General features: G+C 73.9%; 15 protein-coding genes. 5 read left to right on the plus strand and 10 right to left on the minus strand.

Features of this window, described 5'->3' with window-relative positions; translation table 11 throughout:
* Nucleotides 1-8 precede the first annotated feature (8 nt).
* Together aroQ and ACIP98_RS14445 are read right to left on the minus strand one after the other, a co-directional pair.
* Complete coding sequence (aroQ, locus tag ACIP98_RS14440) at nt 9-599, minus strand: gamma subclass chorismate mutase AroQ (RefSeq protein WP_401975945.1); 591 nt, start codon at nt 597-599, stop codon at nt 9-11.
* A gap of 55 nt (nt 600-654) precedes the next feature.
* On the minus strand, nt 655-2,196 hold the full coding sequence (locus tag ACIP98_RS14445) for a GMC family oxidoreductase (protein ID WP_401975947.1): 1,542 nt from the start codon (nt 2,194-2,196) through the stop codon (nt 655-657).
* 375 nt (nt 2,197-2,571) lie between these two features.
* Between ACIP98_RS14445 and ACIP98_RS14450 the strand changes: the two genes are divergently transcribed.
* A complete protein-coding gene (locus ACIP98_RS14450) occupies nt 2,572-3,675 on the plus strand; it encodes a PP2C family protein-serine/threonine phosphatase (protein ID WP_401975950.1) in 1,104 nt (367 codons plus the stop codon).
* 514 nt (nt 3,676-4,189) lie between these two features.
* Here the strand turns inward: ACIP98_RS14450 and ACIP98_RS14455 are convergent.
* A complete protein-coding gene (locus tag ACIP98_RS14455) occupies nt 4,190-5,017 on the minus strand; it encodes an aldo/keto reductase (protein WP_319657585.1) in 828 nt (275 codons plus the stop codon).
* A gap of 187 nt (nt 5,018-5,204) precedes the next feature.
* On the opposite strand from ACIP98_RS14455, the gene ACIP98_RS14460 reads away from it, so the two are divergent.
* On the plus strand, nt 5,205-6,008 hold the full coding sequence (locus ACIP98_RS14460; protein WP_401975953.1) for a DUF427 domain-containing protein: 804 nt from the start codon (nt 5,205-5,207) through the stop codon (nt 6,006-6,008).
* 13 nt (nt 6,009-6,021) lie between these two features.
* On the opposite strand, the gene lexA is transcribed toward ACIP98_RS14460, so the two are convergent.
* The 4 genes from lexA to ACIP98_RS14480 all read right to left on the minus strand — a co-directional run bounded on the left by lexA (nt 6,022) and on the right by ACIP98_RS14480 (nt 9,741).
* Nucleotides 6,022-6,705, minus strand: coding sequence for a transcriptional repressor LexA (gene lexA / locus ACIP98_RS14465; protein WP_319657583.1), 684 nt, complete (start codon nt 6,703-6,705; stop codon nt 6,022-6,024).
* Nucleotides 6,706-6,871: 166 nt separating this feature from the next.
* Nucleotides 6,872-7,912, minus strand: coding sequence for a questin oxidase family protein (locus ACIP98_RS14470; protein ID WP_401975955.1), 1,041 nt, complete (start codon nt 7,910-7,912; stop codon nt 6,872-6,874).
* 120 nt (nt 7,913-8,032) lie between these two features.
* On the minus strand, nt 8,033-9,157 hold the full coding sequence (locus ACIP98_RS14475) for an MFS transporter (RefSeq protein WP_401975980.1): 1,125 nt from the start codon (nt 9,155-9,157) through the stop codon (nt 8,033-8,035).
* Nucleotides 9,158-9,345: 188 nt separating this feature from the next.
* Nucleotides 9,346-9,741: a DUF2267 domain-containing protein gene (locus tag ACIP98_RS14480; protein WP_319657582.1), complete on the minus strand. Its 396-nt coding sequence runs from the start codon at nt 9,739-9,741 to the stop codon at nt 9,346-9,348.
* 442 nt (nt 9,742-10,183) lie between these two features.
* Here ACIP98_RS14480 and ACIP98_RS14485 point away from each other — a divergent pair, with 442 nt between their 5' ends.
* A complete protein-coding gene (locus tag ACIP98_RS14485; protein ID WP_319657581.1) occupies nt 10,184-11,398 on the plus strand; it encodes a SpoIIE family protein phosphatase in 1,215 nt (404 codons plus the stop codon).
* Between the two features lie 109 nt (nt 11,399-11,507).
* Here ACIP98_RS14485 and ACIP98_RS14490 read toward each other — a convergent pair whose 3' ends face one another.
* Entirely contained in the window at nt 11,508-16,025 is a 4,518-nt protein-coding gene (locus ACIP98_RS14490) for a S8 family serine peptidase (protein WP_401975959.1), read from the minus strand.
* A 152-nt stretch (nt 16,026-16,177) separates the two neighbouring features.
* Nucleotides 16,178-16,771 (minus strand): DinB family protein, encoded by a 594-nt coding sequence (locus tag ACIP98_RS14495; RefSeq protein WP_401975961.1) that lies wholly within the window; start codon nt 16,769-16,771, stop codon nt 16,178-16,180.
* A 406-nt stretch (nt 16,772-17,177) separates the two neighbouring features.
* Between ACIP98_RS14495 and ACIP98_RS14500 the strand changes: the two genes are divergently transcribed.
* Entirely contained in the window at nt 17,178-18,494 is a 1,317-nt protein-coding gene (locus ACIP98_RS14500; RefSeq protein ID WP_401975963.1) for an MFS transporter, read from the plus strand.
* 52 nt (nt 18,495-18,546) lie between these two features.
* Complete coding sequence (locus ACIP98_RS14505) at nt 18,547-19,179, plus strand: TetR/AcrR family transcriptional regulator (RefSeq protein ID WP_401975964.1); 633 nt, start codon at nt 18,547-18,549, stop codon at nt 19,177-19,179.
* Between the two features lie 34 nt (nt 19,180-19,213).
* On the opposite strand, the gene ACIP98_RS14510 is transcribed toward ACIP98_RS14505, so the two are convergent.
* On the minus strand, nt 19,214-19,542 hold a 329-nt coding region (locus ACIP98_RS14510), incomplete at its 5' end, for a thiamine pyrophosphate-dependent enzyme (RefSeq protein WP_401975966.1).

The following is a 19,542-nucleotide window of genomic DNA, read 5'->3' on the forward strand; positions in this document are numbered from 1 at the left end:
CCGCACGGTCAGCCGGCGGCGCCCGCGCAGGTGTGCTCCCAGGCGCGCGCCAGGCCCAGCCGGTGCAGCGCGTCCAGCCGGTCCGCTGCCGCCCGGGCGGCAGCGGCGCGGGCCATCAGGGTCGCGCACCGCTCACCGGCGGGACCGGGTCCGGCGGCCACGAAAGCGCGCAGCAGTTCGGCGTCGACGCGGTCCAGTCGCGGCCGGACCGTCCGGGCCAGATCGGGCCGCGTGCGGGGGCGCTGCGCGGGATGGCGTGCCCAGAACCCGTACAGACCGCGCTGCACCAGCTTGCCCGCCTCGATCTGATCGGCGAGGACCCGCATGGCGAGCGCCGGGCTCACGCCGAGGGCCCTGGCCCGTTCCGCCGCCCCGGCGAGGATCCGGCGCTCGCGGGCCGGATCGTCGACGGGCTGGTCCGTGCCCCACTTGGCCGCCGCCACGGTGTCCGCCGCCGCCAGCCGCTCGGCGTAGAGCCGCACGAGTGTCCCGGGCCAGGCGGGCGGGGCCGCGGCCGCGTCGGGGGAGCCGGGCGCGACGAGGGCCAGGACCAGTCCCGCCACCACGGCGGGGCCCAGGGCCGCGGAACGCGCGCTCACGGACGCCCGCTCCAGAGGGTGCGGGTCATGGCGGTGCCTTCCCGGAGGAACGGACTCATGGCCCGGTGGTCCCTCCTTCGCGCGGTTGCGGGTTCCGGATGAGGTTGGCCGCCCGTTCCGCCACGGCCAGCACGGTCGCATGGGGGTTGGCGGACACGATGGACGGCATGACGGAGGCGTCGGCGACGCGCAGACCGTCGACGCCGCGGACCCTCAGCTGCGGGTCGGTGACGGCGTGGTCGTCGGAGCCCATGCGGCAGGTGCCCACGGGGTGGTAGTAGCTGCCCACACTGTGCCGCACGTACGCGCGCCGCCCGGCCTGGTCCCGCACGTCGCCGCCGGGCAGGGCCTCCTCCCCGCGCCAGGCGTCCAGGGACCGCTGCCGCCCGATGTCCCGCGCCAGCTCGATGCCCTCGGCCAGCCGGTCGACGTCCGGGCGCTCGGTCAGGAGGCCGGGGTCGACGACGGGGGCGTCGCGGGGGTCGGGACCCGAGAGCCGTACCGATCCGCGGCTGTCGGGTGCCATCAGGCCCACGACGAAGCTGAAGCCGCCTTCCGCCGCGGTCAGCGGGGGAGGCGCGTACGACCGGCTGAAGAAGAGGATCTGCAGGTCGGGGACGGTCGACGAGCGGTCGCTGCACAGGGTCGCGGCGGCGTCGAAAGCGGGGCCGGTGGGCGCGGAGAGCGTCCTTGCCGCACGGAAGTTGACGACGCTGATGGGGTGGTCGTGCAGGTTCGCCCCCACCCCCGGGGAGTCCGCCGTGACGTCGATGCCCAGGCGCCGCAGGTCGTCGGCCGGTCCGACCCCGGACAGCATGAGCAACTGGGGGGAGCCGACGGCCCCCGCGGCGAGCACGACCTCGCCGGCGGACGCCCGTCGGGTGCGGCCCTCCCGGTCGTACTCGACACCCGTGCAGCGTCCCCGGTCGAACAGGAGCCTGCGGACGAGCGCCTCGGCGCGCACGGTCAGGTTGGCCCGGTCCAGCACGGGCCGCAGGTAGCCGTCCGCGGCGCTCTGCCGTACGCCGTCGACGATGTTGAGGTCCAGCCATCCGCCGCCCAGTTGATGGCGGCCGTTGATGTCGGTCGTGAGGAGGTGGCCGGCGGACTGGAGTGCGCCGAGGCAGGCGGCGGAGAGGGGGTGCGCGAGGGGTGCCGGAGCCACGCGCATGGGGCCCTGGGTGCCGCGGTACTCCGGATCGCGGCCCTCGGTGCGTTCGCTGCGCCGCAGGTACGGCAGCAGGCTCCGGTGGTTCCAGCCGGTGGCGCCCGCCTCCTCCCAGGCGTCGTAGCCGGCCGGGTGCCCGCGCAGGTGGATCATCCCGTTGATGCTGCTCGACCCCCCGAGCGTCTTCCCGCGGGGGTAGGGGATCACGGTCCGTTCGCCGTCGTGGCCGACGAGGGTGGTGGAGTGTCCCCAGTCCACGTCGCCGCCGATCAGGTGCATCCACTGCGCGGGTTCCGCGACGGCGTCGGGCCCCTGCGCGGGACCGGCCTCGAGGAGCAGCACTCGGGCGTGGGGGTTCTCGGACAACCGGGCCGCCAGGACGCATCCGGCGGTTCCCCCGCCGACGACGATGTGGTCGTATTCCGTCATCGCAGACCTCCCACGTCACCGTATACGGGTCGGAACCAGGACGAAACCCGGTCGCCTGGTCCGGACCTGCCCGAGGGCACGTCCTCACCACCGTGCGTGCCCTTCCTGTGGCACACGGTCGCGTCGCAGGGGCCGCGTAGCATGAGAAAAGCGGGCAGAACGGCTGCGATGCCGAGCGGCGCGGGCGGGCCGTGAGGAGCAGGGGTGACAGCCGCGGACAGGGACCGATCCAGGACAGGGACCGGCGCGCCTGCCGGATGGTGGCAGGCCTGCTGGCCGACAGCCACCTGATGGCCCTCGAGCAACTGCCCGCCAAGGCGGCCGAGTACGCGGCGGCCGCGGGGCTCGGTCCATCTCGCCGACCTCCAGCGGCACGTGCTGCGCAACCTCGCCGACACCGGCCGGGGTTGCCTCGGGAACCGGAACCCCAGCGCCGAGCTGCGGATCGAGGGCAGTGTCCCCGGCCGGGCCTACCAGTACGGCAGGCTCCTGTCGGCCGCCTCCGCGTGCCCCGGCGGCGGATTCCGGTGGTGGGTGCCCCTGCTCGGCGGCACGGAGCGGCTGGGCCTGCTGCGCGCCACCACGGAGGCCGGCGACGAGCGGACGCGTGAGGACGTGCAGATGCTCGCCGACGCGGTGGCGCTCATCGTGGTCGCCAAGCGCGACTCCAGCGATCTGCACGCCCGTCGCGTGCGCGCGGACACGATGAACGTGGCTGCCGAGATGCAGTGGCGCCTGCTGCCGCCGCGCTCGTACGCGGACGGCCGGGTGGTCATCGCCGCGGCGCTGGAGCCGGCCTACCGGGTCGGCGGGGACGCCTTCGACTACGCCCTGGACGGCCCCCTCGTCCACCTGTCGATCTTCGACGCGATGGGGCACGACACCGCGGCCGGCGTGACCGCGGGACTCGCGATGGGCGCCGGCCGCAACGCCCGCCGCCGGCAGGCGGGCCTGGTCCGGGCGACCGAGGAGATCGAGAGGGCGCTCATCGAGCAGTTCGACGGAGCGCGTTACGCCACGGGCATCCTGGCGTGCCCGGACACCCGCACCGGAGTCCTGGAGTGGGTCAACCGCGGCCACCACCCGCCGGTGCTCATCAGGGGCGGCCGCTGGGCGGCGGAACTCGCCTGCGCTCCGGGTGACCCCATGGGCACGGGCCTGGGCGTGGCGCCCGACGCGTGCCGGGCCCGGCTGGAGCCCGGCGACCGCCTGGTGCTGTACACCGACGGCATCACCGAGGCCCGGTCGGCCGCGGGGGACGAGTTCGGCCTCACCGGACTCGTCGACCTCCTCGTCCGGCGCCATGCCGACCGTCTGCCCGTCCCGGAGACCCTGTGCCGTCTCATGCACGGCGTCGTGGACCACCAGGCGGGCGAACTGCGCGACGACGCCACGGTGTTGTTCTGCGAATGGCTCGGCGCCTCCCCGGACCGGCAGGACCTCGCCGCCCGCAGCGGCCGGTGTCCCGATCCCCGGTGACACACGTGCGGCCCCATCCCCCGCCGGGGGGACGTGAACCGGTACCGGTCGCCCGGCCGGAGGCGCCACGATCGTCCCATGGGTGCATCGAACGCGGTTGCCCGCGCGGTCGCCGGTGGGGCCACCGTGGAGTTCCGGCCCGGAGGCTCCTCGCCGGGGCCGTTGACCCGCAGTCGTCAGCAGGCGTCGTGGCTCCGGTCGACCCGACGAAGCGGAGGTCGGGGACTTCGTCCTCGCCCGGGTCGCGGGGACGCTGTACCTGCACCGCGTGGTGTCCTCGACCCGGCCGGGAAGCGCGTGCAGATCAGCAATGGTCGCGCCACGCCGACGGATGGACCGGTCACGACCGCGTCTTCGGCATCCGCGTGGTGGCGGTCGGCGGTGTTCCGCGTGCCGGGGCGGGCGGCAGGACTCTCGCGGCCGATCCCCCTGCCCGTCCCTGACCGGCGGCGACACCGGCCGACCACCGCCGTGGTGAACGGGCCCGCTCCCCGCGGGGGTTGCGGCCGCGGCCTCAGAGGACTTCCAGCGGTACGGGCCCGCTCGGCGGCGGGAACGCCTCGTCCAGCAGGGCGAGCACGTCCTCGGGCAGCCGCAGGTCCGCGGCGGCCCGGTTGTCCCGGACGTGTGCCGGACGGCCGGTACGGGGAATGACCGCGACGTCCTGTTCCAGCAGCCAGGCCAGCGCCACCTGGGCGGGTGTGGCGCCCAGTTCACGGGCGACGGCGCGCAGCGGCGCGGACCGCAGCAACCGGCCCTGCTCGAGCGGGGAGTAGGCCATGACGGCCACTCCGCCGCGCCGGCACCAAGGGAGCAGGTCCGCTTCGATACCGCGGCGCGCGAGGTTGTAGAGCACCTGGTCGGCCGAGACCGCGTCGCCGCCGGGCAGTTCGGCCAGCTCGGTCATGTCGCCGACGCCGAGGTTGCTCACGCCCCAGGAGCGGATCTTGCCCGCGGACATCAGGTCGGCGAAGCCGGCGACGGTCTCGGCCAGGGGACGGCGGCCGCGCCAGTGCAGCAGGTACAGGTCCAGGACGTCCGTGCCGAGCCGGCGCAGACTCGCCTCGCAGGCCGCGACGGTGCCGCGGCGGTCGGCGTGGGAGGGCAGCACCTTGCCGACCAGGAAGACCTCCTCGCGGCGTCCGGCGATGGCCTGCCCGACCAGTTCCTCGGCGGCGCCGTCGCCGTACATCTCCGCCGTGTCCACCAGCGTCATGCCCAGGTCCAGGCCCAGCCGCAGTGCGGCGATCTCCTCGTCCCGGCGGTCCGGGTCGTCCCCCAGGTACCAGGTGCCCTGCCCGAGCGCCGGGACGTCCCGGCAGGGGAACCGAACGGTCCGCATGTCCCTGCCCCCGTTCCCGCGTCGAGTACGGCACACCGGCCGCCGGCGCCCCGCCCGTGCGCGCCCTGCCACCCTCAGGCCACCACCGCCGACGGGCTGATGCAACTCGACGCCGGGGCGCGTGCGGCGGCATCGCGGTCCGCGGCCCATGCTGGGAGAGAGGCACGACCGGCCGAGGAGGACGTCCATGTCGGAAGCGCGAGCGAACCACCCGGGGCTCATCGTCCCGGTCGGACACGTGGAGCCGGTCCCGCGGCGCATCCGCGGCACGGTCGACGGCCGGACGGTCCTCGACACCACGCGTGCGCTGTACGTGTGGGAGTGGCCCGGCTACCCGCAGTACAGCATCCCGTTGCGGGACGTCGCCGAGGGCGCCCTGACCGACGAGGGCCGCACCGGAAAGCTCAGCCCCGGGCCCGCGCGACGGCACGCGTTCCGCGCCGGGGCACAGGTCCGCGAAGGGGCCGCGTGGGTGTGGGAGGAGGGAGCCCCCGAACGGCTGCTCGGCACCGCCCGCTTCCGCTGGGACGCGATCGACGCCTGGTACGAGGAGGACGAGCAGGTCTTCGTGCACCCGCGCAGCCCCTACACCCGCGTCGACGCCCTGCGGTCCTCCAGCAGCGTCCGCGTGGAGGTCGACGGCGTGGTCCTGGCGGACGCGCCGCACGCGGTGCTCCTGTTCGAGACCGGCCTGCCGACCCGCTACTACGTGGAACGCCCCTACGTCGACTGGACCGGGCTGCGCCCCACGGCCACCGTGACGGCCTGCCCCTACAAGGGCACGACCACGGGGTACTGGTCGTTCACCTCGCCGACCGCCACCCACACCGACGTCGCCTGGGCCTACGACTTCCCCACGCCGCAGGTGGCGTCGATCGCCGGGATGGTCGCCTTCTACAACGAGCACGTCGACCTCTACGTCGACGGCTCCCTCGTGCCGCGGCCCGTCCCGGTCTCGCGCGACGCCTGGAAGCGCGCCCACGAGGCTTGAACGGGCGGGCGCTTCACAAGGTCCGCAGCACGGCGACGACCTTGCCCAGGATCGTCGCGTCCTCCCCGGGGATCGGCTCGTACGCGGGATTCTCGGGGAGCAGCCAGACATGGCCGCCCTCCTGCTTGAGGCGTTTGACGGTCGCCTCGCCGTCGAGCATCGCGGCGACGATGTCGCCGTTCTCCGCGGTCGGCTGCCGCCGTACGGTCACCCAGTCGCCGTCGCAGATCGCGGCGCCGAGCATCGAGTCGCCCGCCACCTCCAGCGCGAACAGCTCGCCCTCGCCGACCACTTCCCGCGGCAGGGCGAAGACGTCCTCGACGACCTCCTCGGCCAGGATCGGCGCGCCCGCGGCGATCCGCCCGACCACCGGCACGTACGCCGCCTCGGGCAGCTCCGCGGGTTCCGTGCCGTCGCGTACCTCGGGGGAGGCGGACCGCACCCGGTACGCCCGCGGGCGGTGCGGGTCCTGCTCCAGCACGCCCTTGCGCTGCAGCGCGCCCACTTGGTGGGCGACGGACGAGGTGCTCGCGAGCCCCACGGCCTGGCCGATCTCCCGCATCGACGGCGGGTAGCCGCGCTGGGCCACCGACTGAAGGACGGCCTCGACGATGCGGGCCTGGCGGGTGGTCAGGCCGTCCGGGCGCACTCTGTCGCCGGGCGGGCGGCCAGGCCCCGCTCCGCTGGTCGCGTCCATGCCGGTTCCTCCCACGTGTGCCGATCTTGACCGTTGTGCCACCGTACCCCGCTGACCTGCCGGGACGGAACGGGGTGCGGGGATTTGCCCCCGGGCGGCGGCACGGGACGCCACGACACGGCCGCACACGGCCCGGTACGGCCCGCCACGGGGTCCGGCACCGGGGTCACGACAGCGGCTCACTCAGTTCGACGCACCGCAGGGCGGCCGCCATGGCCCGCTCGTCGCCGACGTCCATCGCGGTGTCGGTGAGCTTGATGACGTGCTCGTCCCCGTGGACCAGGGCCAGCCGCACGATCTCCTGCGGCGCGATGCCGCCGGGCGGGGACCACGGGACGGGTGCGTCGGGCGCGTACATCGCGGTCACCGCCGCGGAGGCCACCCAGGCGGCGCGCAGGCTCGGCAGCCACAGGGTCGCGGGCAGCGCGGGCAGGGTCCGCAGGACGGCGTTGGGCGCGGTGGCCGCGTGGACGAGCATCGTCTCCTCGCCGTGCCCGTGGGTGGCGTACCGGTGGGTGGCGGCGCGCACGAGTTCGGCGAGCCGCTGCCGCGCGACGTGCGGGTCGCGGACGTCGTCGGCCCACACGGGCACGGCCGTCACGCGGGCCAGCCGGTCGGGGAAGCCTCCTGTGCGCTCCGCCAGGGGCGGCACCGCGTCCAGGGCCGTGTGGGCGGTGTCGGCGCTGTTCGCGCCGTCCGCGGTGTCCGCCCCGACGGGCAGCACTCCGAGACCCGTGACGGGCCGGTGGCGTGCGGCCCAGTAGCCCAGGCCGTGGGCGAGTTCGCCGAGCCGCGGCGCGGTCTCCACCCCTCCGAGCAGCGTCCGCACGGCGTGCCCGACCCGGATCACCGGATGCGTCGACCCGCCGTACATCCCGGGCAGCAGGCGCGGCCACCACTGGCCGAGCACGTCCCGCCACGGGCGTTCGGCGACCTCCCGCCCGAAGAAGGCGATCCAATCGGCCAGCCGGCGCCGGTCGCCCAGGGCCTCCCGCCAGTCGGCGGCCGTCACGGGTGCCGTCCCGGAGGGGAATTCCTCCAACTTCGCGGAGTACCGGTCGAGCCAGCGGTGCACACCGCCCGCCTGTCCGTGCGCGGCCAGTGCCTCGACCGCCATCGGCGCGTGGTTGCTGAGCCGTCCCAGGCGCTCGGGCCCGGTGCGGTGCAGCCGTTCGAGTGCTTCGTCGAGTATTCCTGTCCCGTCCACGGACGGAGACGCTACGGCGTGCGCCCGCGCGGCGTAACCGGCGCAGGTCCTAGGTCCGAGGACCCCGCCCCGAGGGGCCGCCGCACAAGTGGACGGCGGCCGGGCGGCGTTGTGGCCTCGTCAGGCGCTGCGCGACGACCTGCGCAGCAGGAAGAGGCCCACGGCGGCCGACATCAGGACCACGTACAGCGAGAAGAGCATGCCCGCGTCCCGCAGACCCAGAGCGACGGCGAGGGCGCCGACTCCGACCACGGGCACCGAGATTCCGACATAGGCCACCACGAAGAAGGCCGAGATCGTCGCGCCCCGGTGCTCGTCCGGAGCGGCCGCGCTCACCCCGGCGAGGCCGGCCCGGAAGGACATGCCCTGGCCCAGGCCGGCCACCATGGCGCCGACCACGAGCACCGGCAGGGACTCGGTCCACAGCGAGGACGCCACGACGGCCATCCCCGCGGTCAGCACCAGGCATCCCGCAGGCAGCGTGCGCCGCGCGCCCCACAGGCCCGTCAGCAGTTGCCCGGCGGTGGAGGCGCCGAACACGGAGAAGACGACCGCCGCGATGACGGCCAGGTTGTGCTCGCCCAGCGTCTGCTCCAGGAAGCTCGGCGCCACCGCGGTGAACAGTCCGAGCATGGAGAAGCCCGCGAACGCGGCCAGCGCGGCCGGTACGAATGCCGCACGCGCCTGCGGCGGAACGACCATGCCCTGCGGGCGCAGCCGGGGTCGCGGAGTGCGACGCGCCACTGTCTCGGGCAGCGCGCTCGTGACGGCCAAGGCGGCCAGCAGGAGGGCGATGTGCACGAGGAAGGGCAGCCGGAGCGGCCACGGCGCGAACTCGGCGAGGATCCCCGACAGGAGCGGCCCGCACCCCAGGCCGCCCATGTTCGCGGCGGTGGCCGCGAAGGCCGCGCGGGCCCGCCGGGCGGGAGGCGCCAACTCCAGGACGGCGGCCGTGGCGCAGCCACTGAGCAGCCCGGCGGAGAATCCCGAGAGCAGCCGTCCGGCGAACAGCAGCGGCAGCCCGTTCTGGAACAGGAAGCACACCGCGCTCAGCAGCGACAGCCCCAGCGCGGACAGCAGCACGGGCCGCCGGCCCAGGATGTCCGAGAAGTCGCCGGCGATCAGGAGCGCGGCGATGACGCCGATGGCGTAGACCGCGAAGACCACCGTGACGACCAGCTCGGAGAACCCGATCCGCTCCCGGTAGAGCCCGTACAGCGGCGTGGGCAGCGTGGTCCCCGCCATGCCGACCGCGAACACCCCCGCGGCCGCGACGTACGAGCCCCGCCCACGACGTGCCCCGGCGACTTGCGTGATCACGCCACCAATCTAGCCGCGCGCCCCGCCCGGCCGCCCGTGGGCCGCGGGCGCGCCGGTCGTCGTGCCGGGCGGGGCGGCGGCGACGTCGCGGGACGCGGCGCCGGCGAGCGCGGTCAGGCCGCCGGGGCGAGCTCGGTCCGGCCGAACAGCAAGGCGTAGCCGTCGGGGAGCTGTTCGAGGATGCGGGTGACCAGGGCGGCCCCGGCCAGCCGGGCGACGACGGCGAGCACGGTGCAGGCGTTCCACCGCGCGGTCGCGGGCGTACCGCCGGTGCGTTCCGCCAGGTCGCGGACGAAGCCGTCCCCGGGGAGCGGAACGGTCGCGGGGATCTCGGCGGTGAGGACGAGGGCGGCCTCGACGGGCAGGCAGGCGGCCAGGTCGACGCGTTCTTCACCGGTCACCTGCCGGCCGAGCGCGGCGAGCACGGTGCGTACGGCGTCCTCTGCCCGGTCCAGCGTGGGGTGGGCGCCGTCGTAGCGCACCCGTTCCAGCATCTGGTGGAACGTCATGGCCACAGCGGGCCGTCCCGTTTGAGGCTGGGGGAACATCAGGAACCTCCGCGGCGGTCGATCGTGGGCCGGTGTCCGGCCGTCCGGCGCGCGTCTACCCCCGATCCCGGCGAGTATGACGGCCTTGCCGCATTCGGTGGAAAAACGTCACGCGACGGCCTCGTCCCCCCATCGTTCCCCGCACACGGCACGGGCGGGTAACGCCGCGTTACAAACCGGTGTCGAACGGCGGGATGTCAGCCGACACGGGCGGCACCGGCGTCCGCGCCCTTGGCAATTGCCGTATCGGCGGGTGTCTCCTGGCCCCCGGCACAGTTCACCCGAACGGACTACGACGGGGCCGGCGCCGTCCACCCACGGGGCGTCCCGGGGCCGGGCGCGCATACTGAGAAAGCGGGGCCGGGAAGGATCCCCGGCCACCGTGTCGTGCGCGGGAGGCCGGGTGAGTGCCGTGGACACCGACTACGCGGCCGTCTTCGAGGCGTCGCCCAGCGCGCTGCTGCTGCTCACCCCGGGGCTCGTGATCCTGGACGCGAACGCGGCGTACCGGGACCTGCTCGGCCGCGGCCGGGACCAGCTGGTCGGCAGGTACGTCTTCGACGTCTACCCCGACAACCCCGGCGATCCCGAAGGAGGCGGGCTCAAGGCCCTGCGCGCGTCGCTGCGGCGGGTGCTGGAGACCGGCGCGCAGGACGTCGCCGGCCCCTACCGCCACGACGTGGAGGAACCCGACCGCCCTGGTGTGTACACACAGCGGTACTGGAGCCCGGTCAACGCCCCCGTCCTGGACGCGGACGGCGAGGTGGCGCTGATCGTGCACCGCCTGGCGGAGATCACCGATCTGATCCGTGACGGCGGCCCCGCCACGGACGAGCGCCACCGGCAGATCGAACTGGAGCTGTACTCCCGTTCCCGCCAGTTGCAGCAGGTCAACGAACGGCTGCGGCGCGCCAACGCCCAGGAGCGGCACGTGGCGCTCGCCCTCCAGCAGGCGATGATGCCGGCGCTCCAGCCGCTCGGCCGGCACGCCTTCGCCGTGCGCTACCGTCCGGCGGAGAACAGCCTCAACGTCTGCGGCGACTGGTACGACGTGGCACGGCTGCCGGGCGGGAAGTACGCCCTCGCGGTCGGTGACGTCGTCGGCCACGGCCTGACGGCGGCCGGTGTCATGGGGCAGTTGCGCAGCGCGCTGAGCGCCGCGGTCCGTGTCGTGGACGGGCCCGCGGCGGCGCTGGACGGCCTCGACCTGTACGCGCGCTGCGTCGAGGGCGCGGTGTCCACGACCGCGGTGCAGATCGTCGTGGAATGGGCCGAGCGCCGCCTCGTCTACAGCAGCGCCGGCCATCCGCCTCCGGCGCTGGTCGATCCGGACGGGACCGTGGACTTCCTGGACCGGGCCACCGACCCGCCCCTGGGGGCCGCGCCCGAGCACACCCTGCGTCCGCAGGCGACACGCGCCTACCCCGAGGGCGCCGTTCTCGTCCTCTACACCGACGGACTCGTCGAGCGCCGTGGCGAGGACATCGACCAGGGCCTCGCCCGGCTCTCCGAGCGCCTGACCCGCCACCACGAAGACGACGTCGAGGACCTCGCGGACGGGCTCATGACCCTCAGCGCCTCCACCGACGACACCGCCGTGGTCGTCGTCCGTCTCTGAGCCCGTCCCGCGACGTGGCGGCGGGCGATCCCGGTGGTGCGGCGACCGAGTGCGGGACCGCCGGCCGACGCGATGTCGGCCGGCGGTCCCGCGGCGGTGGGCTACCGGCTCACCCCCGTGTCAGTTCCGTCCCGCCGGACCGGTCCGGCCGGCTGCCCGTGACCCGGACCGGCACGGTCCGTCCGTGACCGGACGGGACCCGTACGAAGGCGTGGACGAAGCCCGCCGCGGTGGCCTTGCCGGTCCCGACGACCCGGCCGCCGAGCCGCACGACATAGGCCTCGCGCGCGGCCAGGCCGGCCGCCGTCACCGACACGGTCGTGTCCTCGGCCGCCTGCCGCGGCGAGACGCCGACCACGAACGGCGTGCCGGAGTGCCGTGCCGGCACCGGTTGGAGGTCGGCCGCGCTCATCGGCGTCATCAGCAGATAGCGGTCCGCGACGTACGAGAGGATCGGGCTGTGGACCTCGAAGCCCGCCGTCGCCCACAGCGGCCGGCCGGAGGCCACGGTGAGGGTCCGGGAGACCGGCGCTCCTTCCTGCGTGCTGCGGGGGACGGGGATCTTCTCGTTGTGGAAGAAGCTCGTTCCCGCGTAGACCTCGGTGCCCTCACCGGCCGTGAGGAAGAACTCGGCGCTGTACGCCGCGGGCCGGTTGGTGAGGGTCATCGCCACGGGATCGCCCTCGCGCCGCGCCTTTCCGCGCTGGAACGTCGCGTAGAAGGGCTCCACCATGGCCGGACGGCCGGTCAGCCTGCTCTGCTGCCCGTTCCGGTAGGTCGCGACGGCCGCTCCGTCGAGCACCAGGTCGAGATGGTCGACGCCGGTCGTGTCGTAGGAGCGGGTGAACGTGACGCCGGGGTCGATCATCAGGGTCGTGAAGATCACGTCCCCGCCGGTCAGCTTGTAACGCAGGGTCGGGAAGGCGGTGCGGTCCGTGCGGTTGGTGTAGGTCAGCTTCGCGGCGTGCGCGGACTTCGGGTCCTTGGCCAGCGACGCGGAGCTCGGGGACGACGCGGCCGCCTTCCAGGTCACCGACTTGCTCTGCCCGGTGCGGCCGTTGCCCTGGACCACGGAGAGGGTCGCCGTCAGCTTTTCCGCCCTGGTCTCGACCAGGTCCGACTTCCAGCTGAGCCAGGGCCAGCCGGTGGAGTCGACCGGGACGATCCGGTCCAGGTAGACGCTCCAGGTGCCCCGGATGACGACGTGCACCTTGCCCTTGCCCTGGACCCCGCCTTCCAGCGCGACCAAGGGGTTCCCGTCGAACGCCTGTTGGTCGACGTGGTCGATGTCGCGCAGGACCAGGGGGCTGACGGTGAAGGAGTCACCGGCGGTCCGCCCGGCGTACCGGACCTCCATGGTCCGCTGCCCGGCTGCGAGACCGGCCGGCAGGGTGACCGAGCGGGCCACGCCGCCGTCGTCGCTGGTGCGTCCGCTCGCCAGCACCTGCCCCGAGCCCTTGATCCGGATCTGGAAGTCCACGGCCGGGGTCAGGCCGGTCGCCACGACGATCACGGACTGGCCCGGCACGGCGTAGTCGGGCTTGACGGTGACCACCGGCCGGGCTCCGGGCGTGCCGGTCGGCGGGCCGGTACGGGGATCGCTCGCGATGGTGACGTAGGTGCTCCGGCCGGTGTCGCCGTACGTGACCCGGCCCAGGTAGACCCCGCCGTCGCGCAGGCCGTTCCAGGCCAGGGTGACCGCGGTGGCGCTGCCGACCGTCAGGCTCGCCGTGGTGGGACGGGCGGTGAAGGTGCCCTCGGCTCCCTTGGCGTTCAGGACGAAGCTGGTCACGCTGAACCCGAGGGGTCCGGTCCCGGCGAAGAAGTCGACCTCGACCTGGTAGAGGCCGGCGGGCAGGTCGTCCACGTCGAGGTGTTCGTCGGCGGAGTCGGTGGCCGCACGGGCGAACAGCGTTTTGTCGCCGTAGTCGTTCAGCCGGTAGACCGACAGGTCGAGGTCGGCGGAGTTGTCGGCGGCGTCGAGTTCGAACCGCGCGTGGGTCGTGCCGGCCGGGACCTGCACGATGTGGGACTGCGCCGGGCTGCCGACGGTCCCGGAGCCCTGGACCCGCAGGCCCCGGGACAGGCCGCTCACCGTCACCGGCACCTCGCGGACGTCACCGCCGCGCAGGGTCGAGGTGGCACGGCCCGAACTGCCCGAGGCCGCGAGCTCCGCCGGCGCGACCAGGGCCACCGGGCGCACCGCGAGCGCGCTGCGCACACTCTGGTCGCCGTTGCGCCAGGTCAGGTAGCCGGTGGCGTACTCGTCCAGCGGCGCGGTGGTCCGGGTGAAGGTCACCCGGAAGCTCTTGGACTGGCCAGGCGCCGTGAACGTCAGCGTCGCCGGCTCGACGACGGTCTCCACGCCCGGTATGCGCACCGCGTCGGCGGTGAAGGTCCCGGCCGCGGTCGAAGTCACCGTCCGGGTCACGGTCTGCCGACCGGCGAGCGAACCGACGCCGATCGAGGCCAGGTTGAGATCGGACGCGGCGGGCGCGGAGGGGTCGCCACCCAGGCCCGCGACGTACTGCGCCCAGTCGGCCGGACCGTTGAGGTAGAGCAGACCGGGGTGCAGGTACCGGGTCGGGTCGATCTGGCCGTTGCCCTGCGCGAACACGTCCCCGGACGCCTTCCCGTCAGCCGTGACGGTGGGGGAAGTGGTGGTCATCAGGGCGGACTTGATCTCCGCGGGGGTCGCCTGCGGATGGACTCCCAGGTACAGCGCGGCGAGACCGGCCACGTGCGGGGACGCCATCGAGGTGCCCGACATGAAGGTGAACCCGGGCCGCCCGCCCGCCGCGTTGGCGCCGTCGGCCAGGATGCCGACGCCGGGCGCCGCGAGGTCGGGCTTGATCAGGTCGCCGCCGTCGGCCGTCAGGGGTCCCCGGGAGGAGAACCCGGCGATCTGAGGGGCGGCGGCGGACGCCAGGTGGTGCGGATTGCCGTCGACCAGCGTGACCGTCGGTGCCTCGGTGGCGGCGTACGCGAGGAGCGTGTCGTAGCCGTCGGCGTCGATGTGAACGGTGGGGACGGTGTGCGCGTCGAGGTCCACCGAGTCGGGCGACGGGTTCACCAGGATCATCCCGATCCCGCCCGCGCGCTTCACCTCGGCGGACTTGGCCACCCGGTCGACGGTGCCCCGCTCGCACAGGACGATCCTGCCGGTCACCTTGGCGGGGTCCAGGGTCTGCGGTCCGCAGAGCTTGGACTGCGTGGCGACGTCGGTACCGGCGGCGGACGCCGCCACCAGCGGACCGGTGACGGTGCGGCCGCCCGCCGGCATCGTCACCGAGGCGCCGAGCAGGTTCACCCCGTCGCCCAGTTCGGCCGTGGCCTCGCGGGCCGGGATGGTGCTCGCCGCGGCGGTCGTGATCCAGGGCGAGGCGTTGTCGACCGTACTGGCGTCGGGGCCCGCGTTGCCGCCGGCGGTGGCGACGAAGATGCCGCTCGCGGCCGCGTTGCGGAACGCCTCGTCGACGACCGAGTCGGTGCTCTGGGCGCCGCCCGCCGAACCGATCGAGTAGTTGATCACGTCGACGTTGTCGGCCACGGCCGCGTCGATCGCGGCGAGCAGGTCGCCGGTGGCGCACCCGTCGTCCTCGGGGCTGCTGGCGTCGGGCCCGCTCCAGCAGGCCTTGTAGGCGGCGATCTTGGCGGCCGGTGAGACACCGGAGATCTTGCCCACCGGGACACCGCCGAGGTCGGCGTCGACACCGTTGTCGCCTGCCGCCGTACTGGCCGTGTGCGAACCGTGTGCCTCGCCGTCGCGCGGCGACAGGTACTCGCCGATCGCGGTGCCGCCGATGTGCCCGGCGCCGAAGTTGTCGACGAAGTACCGCGCCGACACGAGCTTGGTCGTGCAGTCCGCTGCCGTGAACTGCACACCAGGCGTGCACACGCCGCTGAACGTACCGCCGTCGGCCTTGCGGTACCTGATGGCCGTGCCGTCGAGGTAGGGCTCCTGGCCCGGCTCCCTGCCGAGCGGGGCGCCGGCGAACGACGGGTTCTCTGGGGCGATGCCCGTGTCGACGACGCCGACCACGATGCCCTGGCCGGCCTTCCCGACGCCGCCGTTGGCGGCCCACACGCCGTGGTCGCCGCTCAGGCCGAGGTAGTCCGTGGAGGTCGTGGCGGCCAGCGGCTTGCGCAGGTCGTCCTTGACCACCGACACCACCGTCGGGTCGGTGCGCAGCCGCTCGACCTGCTCCGGATCGAGTTCGGCCGTGAAGCCGTTGAGCGCTGCGGAGTACGACGAGATGACCCGCGCGCCGACCGCGGTGGCCGCGTCCCGCTGGCCCTTCCGCAGATGGTCGCGGTAGGCGCGGACCGGAGCGGAGTCGCTCTTCAGGCCCTCGCCTGCGCGTGGCGCGGTGCGCTCCCTGCCCGCCACACCGCCGGTGTACGTCGCGGCGGCGGGCTCCCGCAGGGTGACGATGTACCGCCCACCGGTGGGTGGCTGCCCCGTCGCGGAGCGCGCGCCGGCCGGCGACGACGCCGGGGGCGGGGCCGCGACGGCGGGGGACTGGGCCACGGCCAGGGGGAACAGCAGGCCGGCGACCGCGACGGCGGCGGCGGCGACGGACCGCCGCTTCACCGGGGGACGGGCAGGCGGAGGTGCAGGGGCCACCAGGACTCCTTCTTCGGTGGATGGCCGGGCATCCCGGCGTAGAGAACGCCGTGCGGGCGCACACAAGTTCTAGCGGGATGATCCACCGATGACCAAGAGTTGGTGTTTCCGATACCGGACAGTGGCCACAAGGGGCCAGCCGGACGCCGTATTCAGTGGCGCCGGGCGGCCTCCCGTGCCGCGCGCTCCAGGCGGTCCCGGTGGCTCTTCCACCACGACCGGTCCCCCTCGGGCATGTTGTCGTTGCCCTGACCCATCCCCACCGCGCCGTCCACGAGTTCCCGGACGATGTCGGCATGGCCCGCGTGCCGGTGCGTCTCGGCGGTCACGTGCACCAGGATCTGATGCAGTGTCACTTCCTGTCGGCCCTCGCCCCACCACGGCACGCGGCCTGCCGCGTCCAGGGCGAGGTCGGTGATCGTGGCGTCCGCGTGCTGCCACACCCTCCGGTACAGGGTGACGATCTGCTCGCGCGACTCGTCCGCGGTGGCCCACAGGTCCGCGTTGGGTTCGGCGTCCTCGGTGAGCCACGGCAGCGCCTCGCCGAGGGGGCGCCCGAAGGTGTCGCCGAAGTACCCCGCCTCCACACCGGCGGCGTGCTTCACCAGGCCGAGGAGATTGGTGCCGGTCGGCGTCAGCGGGCGGCGTATGTCGTACTCCGAGAGCCCGTCGAGCTTCCAGAGGAGGGCGTCGCGCGCCGACTGCAGGTAACGGGCGAGGTCCGCCTTCTGCTTCGATTCGATCATTCCGGGAGTCTGCCACCCGGCCCGCGGGCCCGGTCGACCTCCCCCCGGCCGCGACCCGCCGGGGCCGCTTCAGGCGGCCGACGGCAACCGGGACGGCGAACGCAGGGGGAGTGCCGGCTCGAAGAACTCCTTCTCGCCGCCGACCGGCCGAGCCGGGTGCGGGCGAGTGCGGCGGACGGCAGCCACCTCGTCCCGGACCGTCGTGCCCGCCTTCCCGTGGCGGGACGCGGTTCCGCCGGCTTGCCCTCCCTGTCGCGGTACGCCCGCCGCACTCCGTTCGGGGCCCCCGGACGAATGCCTTCCACTTTTTTTCGCGGAGCGGGAAGCAATCCCGATCCGCCCTGGTTAGACAGACCGGTCTACTCAACAGGAGAACGACCGATCTCCTCACCCACAGGACGGTGGCATGCCCGAGCAGTGCACCTCACACGACCACAGCGTGACCGCCACGCTGACGGCGGAGGCAGGCGTCGCGGAAGACGTGGGCGTGGCGGCTCCCGCCGTCCCCTCCGCGTCGCGGAGCCGATCCGCCGCGGGGGTGCTGCCTCAGCGGGCGGCGCTCTACCTGCTGGCCTCGATCATCGTGTCGTTCCTGGCCGCATCCAGTGCGCCGACCCCCCTGTACGCGGTCTACCAGCAGGAGTGGGGATTCTCCCCGGTCACGACCACCCTGGTCTTCGGCGTGTACGCGATCGCGGTGCTCGTGTCGCTCCTCACCCTGGGACGCCTGTCGGACCATCTGGGCAGGCGGCCGGTCCTGCTGGTGGCGCTCGCCGCGCAGGCGGCCGCGATGGTCGTCTTCGCGACGGCGCACGGCGTGCCGGAGCTGATGATCGGCCGGGTGATCCAGGGACTGTCCACCGGTGCCGCGCTCGGCGCCGTCGGCGCCGGAATGCTGGACATCGACAAGCGGCGGGGCACCGTCGCCAACTCCTTCGCCCCCGGACTCGGCACCGCGAGCGGCTCCCTGATCTCCGCCTTCCTCGTCCAGTTCCTGCCGGCGCCGACGCACCTGGTCTACCTGGCGCTGGTGGCGGTCTTCGCCGTGCAGGCCGTGGGCGTGTACCTCATGCGGGAGACGCTGACCCCCACCCCCGGTGCGCTGGGCACCCTGGTCCCGGACATCAAGCTGCCGCGTACGGTGCGGCGCGCCGTCCTCAACGCCGCCCCGGTCCTGATAGCCGTCTGGGCGCTCGCCGGCTTCTACGGTTCGCTGGGCCCTGCGCTGGTGCGGACGCTCACCCACTCCACGTCCATGGTCTACGGCGGACTGGCCCTCTTCGTCCTGGCAGGAGTGGCCGCCGTGGCGACCCTCGTCCTGCGCACCGCCCCGCCGCGCGGCGTCATGTTCACCGGCATCGGCACCCTCGTCGCCGGTGTCGCCCTGACACTGGTCGCCATCCAGGCCGGCTCGCCCGCGCTCTTCTTCGTCGGCAGCGCCATCGCCGGTGTCGGCTTCGGCAGCGGCTTCCAGGGCGGTATCCGCAGCGTGATGCCGCTGACCGCGGCGCACGAGCGGTCCGGCGTGCTGTCCCTGCTGTACGTCGTGTCCTACCTGGGCATGGGTCTGCCGGCGGTCATCGCCGGATACCTGGTGGTCCACGCGGGCGGTCTGATCACCACGGCGAAGGAGTACGGGGCCGCGATCATCGTCCTCGCCCTGCTGGCGCTGGTCGGACTGGTGACGGAGAAGCGCGATGTCGGCGCCGCTGTCCGGCACTAGGGTGGATGCGGGCCGGCAGTCCGCAAAATACACGGAAGGGGAGGGAGCGGCGATGGCAGCCAAGACCACCGGTTCACCCGCCGAGCGCCACGCGGCCAGGCCTTCCGCGCGCGAACGCCTGCTGACCGCGGCCAACGAGCTCTTCTACGCCGAGGGTGTGCAGACCGTCGGCATCGACCGGGTCATCGAACGGGCCGGTGTGGCGAAGGCGTCCCTCTACAACACCTTCGGCAGCAAGGACGAGTTGGTCCATGCCTACCTGCAGGCGAGGCACGCCGCCACCGCCCGTCGTGTCCGTGCCGCGGTCGACCGCCACGAGACCCCGCGCGACCGGCTGCTCGGATTCTTCGACGCCCAGACGGAGGCGTTCGCGGGTCCCGGCTACCGGGGGTGTGCGTTCATCGCGGCGGGCGCGGAGGCCAAGTCCGGCAGCGGCACGGAACAGGCGTCGGCCGACTACCGGGCGTGGGTGCGGGGATTGCTGACGGACCTCGCCCGGCAGGCGGGCGTCGCGGACGCCGAGGCGCTCGGGCGCAGACTGCAGTTGCTCTACGACGGGGCCGCGGTGTCCGTCCGGATGGACGGTGACGCCGAGGCGGCGGCCGCGGCCAAGGCGGCCGCCGCCGCGCTCCTCGACGCGGCCCTCGCCGCACAGGCGCCGGAGTCCGGACACCGCCCCGAGTAGGGCCCGCGCGGGGACCGGGACGGCGCGCCGCGTCTCAGCGCTGGAGGATCTCGACCAGGCGGGGGACCTGGGACGTCATGCCCTGGCGCACGAAGTCCGTGAGGTCCGCGAGGGACTCCGCGCGGTGCGTCTCCAGGCCGTAGCCGCGGGCGAGGTCCAGGACGTCGATCCCGGAGATGTCGAGGTAGTCGCCCTTGGGGACGTGCAGGATCTCGGAGAACTCCTCCAGGGCCCGGTATCGGTGGTTGGTGCAGACCACGTAGGTCACCGGCACCCGGTAGCGGGCGGCACTCCACAGGGCGGAGGTGGTGTACTGCGTCGCGCCGTCCCCGATCAGGGCGACGACGGGTCGCTCGGGGCGGC

It is taken from the genome of Streptomyces sp. NPDC088354 (assembly GCF_044753585.1).
Classification (GTDB): domain Bacteria; phylum Actinomycetota; class Actinomycetes; order Streptomycetales; family Streptomycetaceae; genus Actinacidiphila.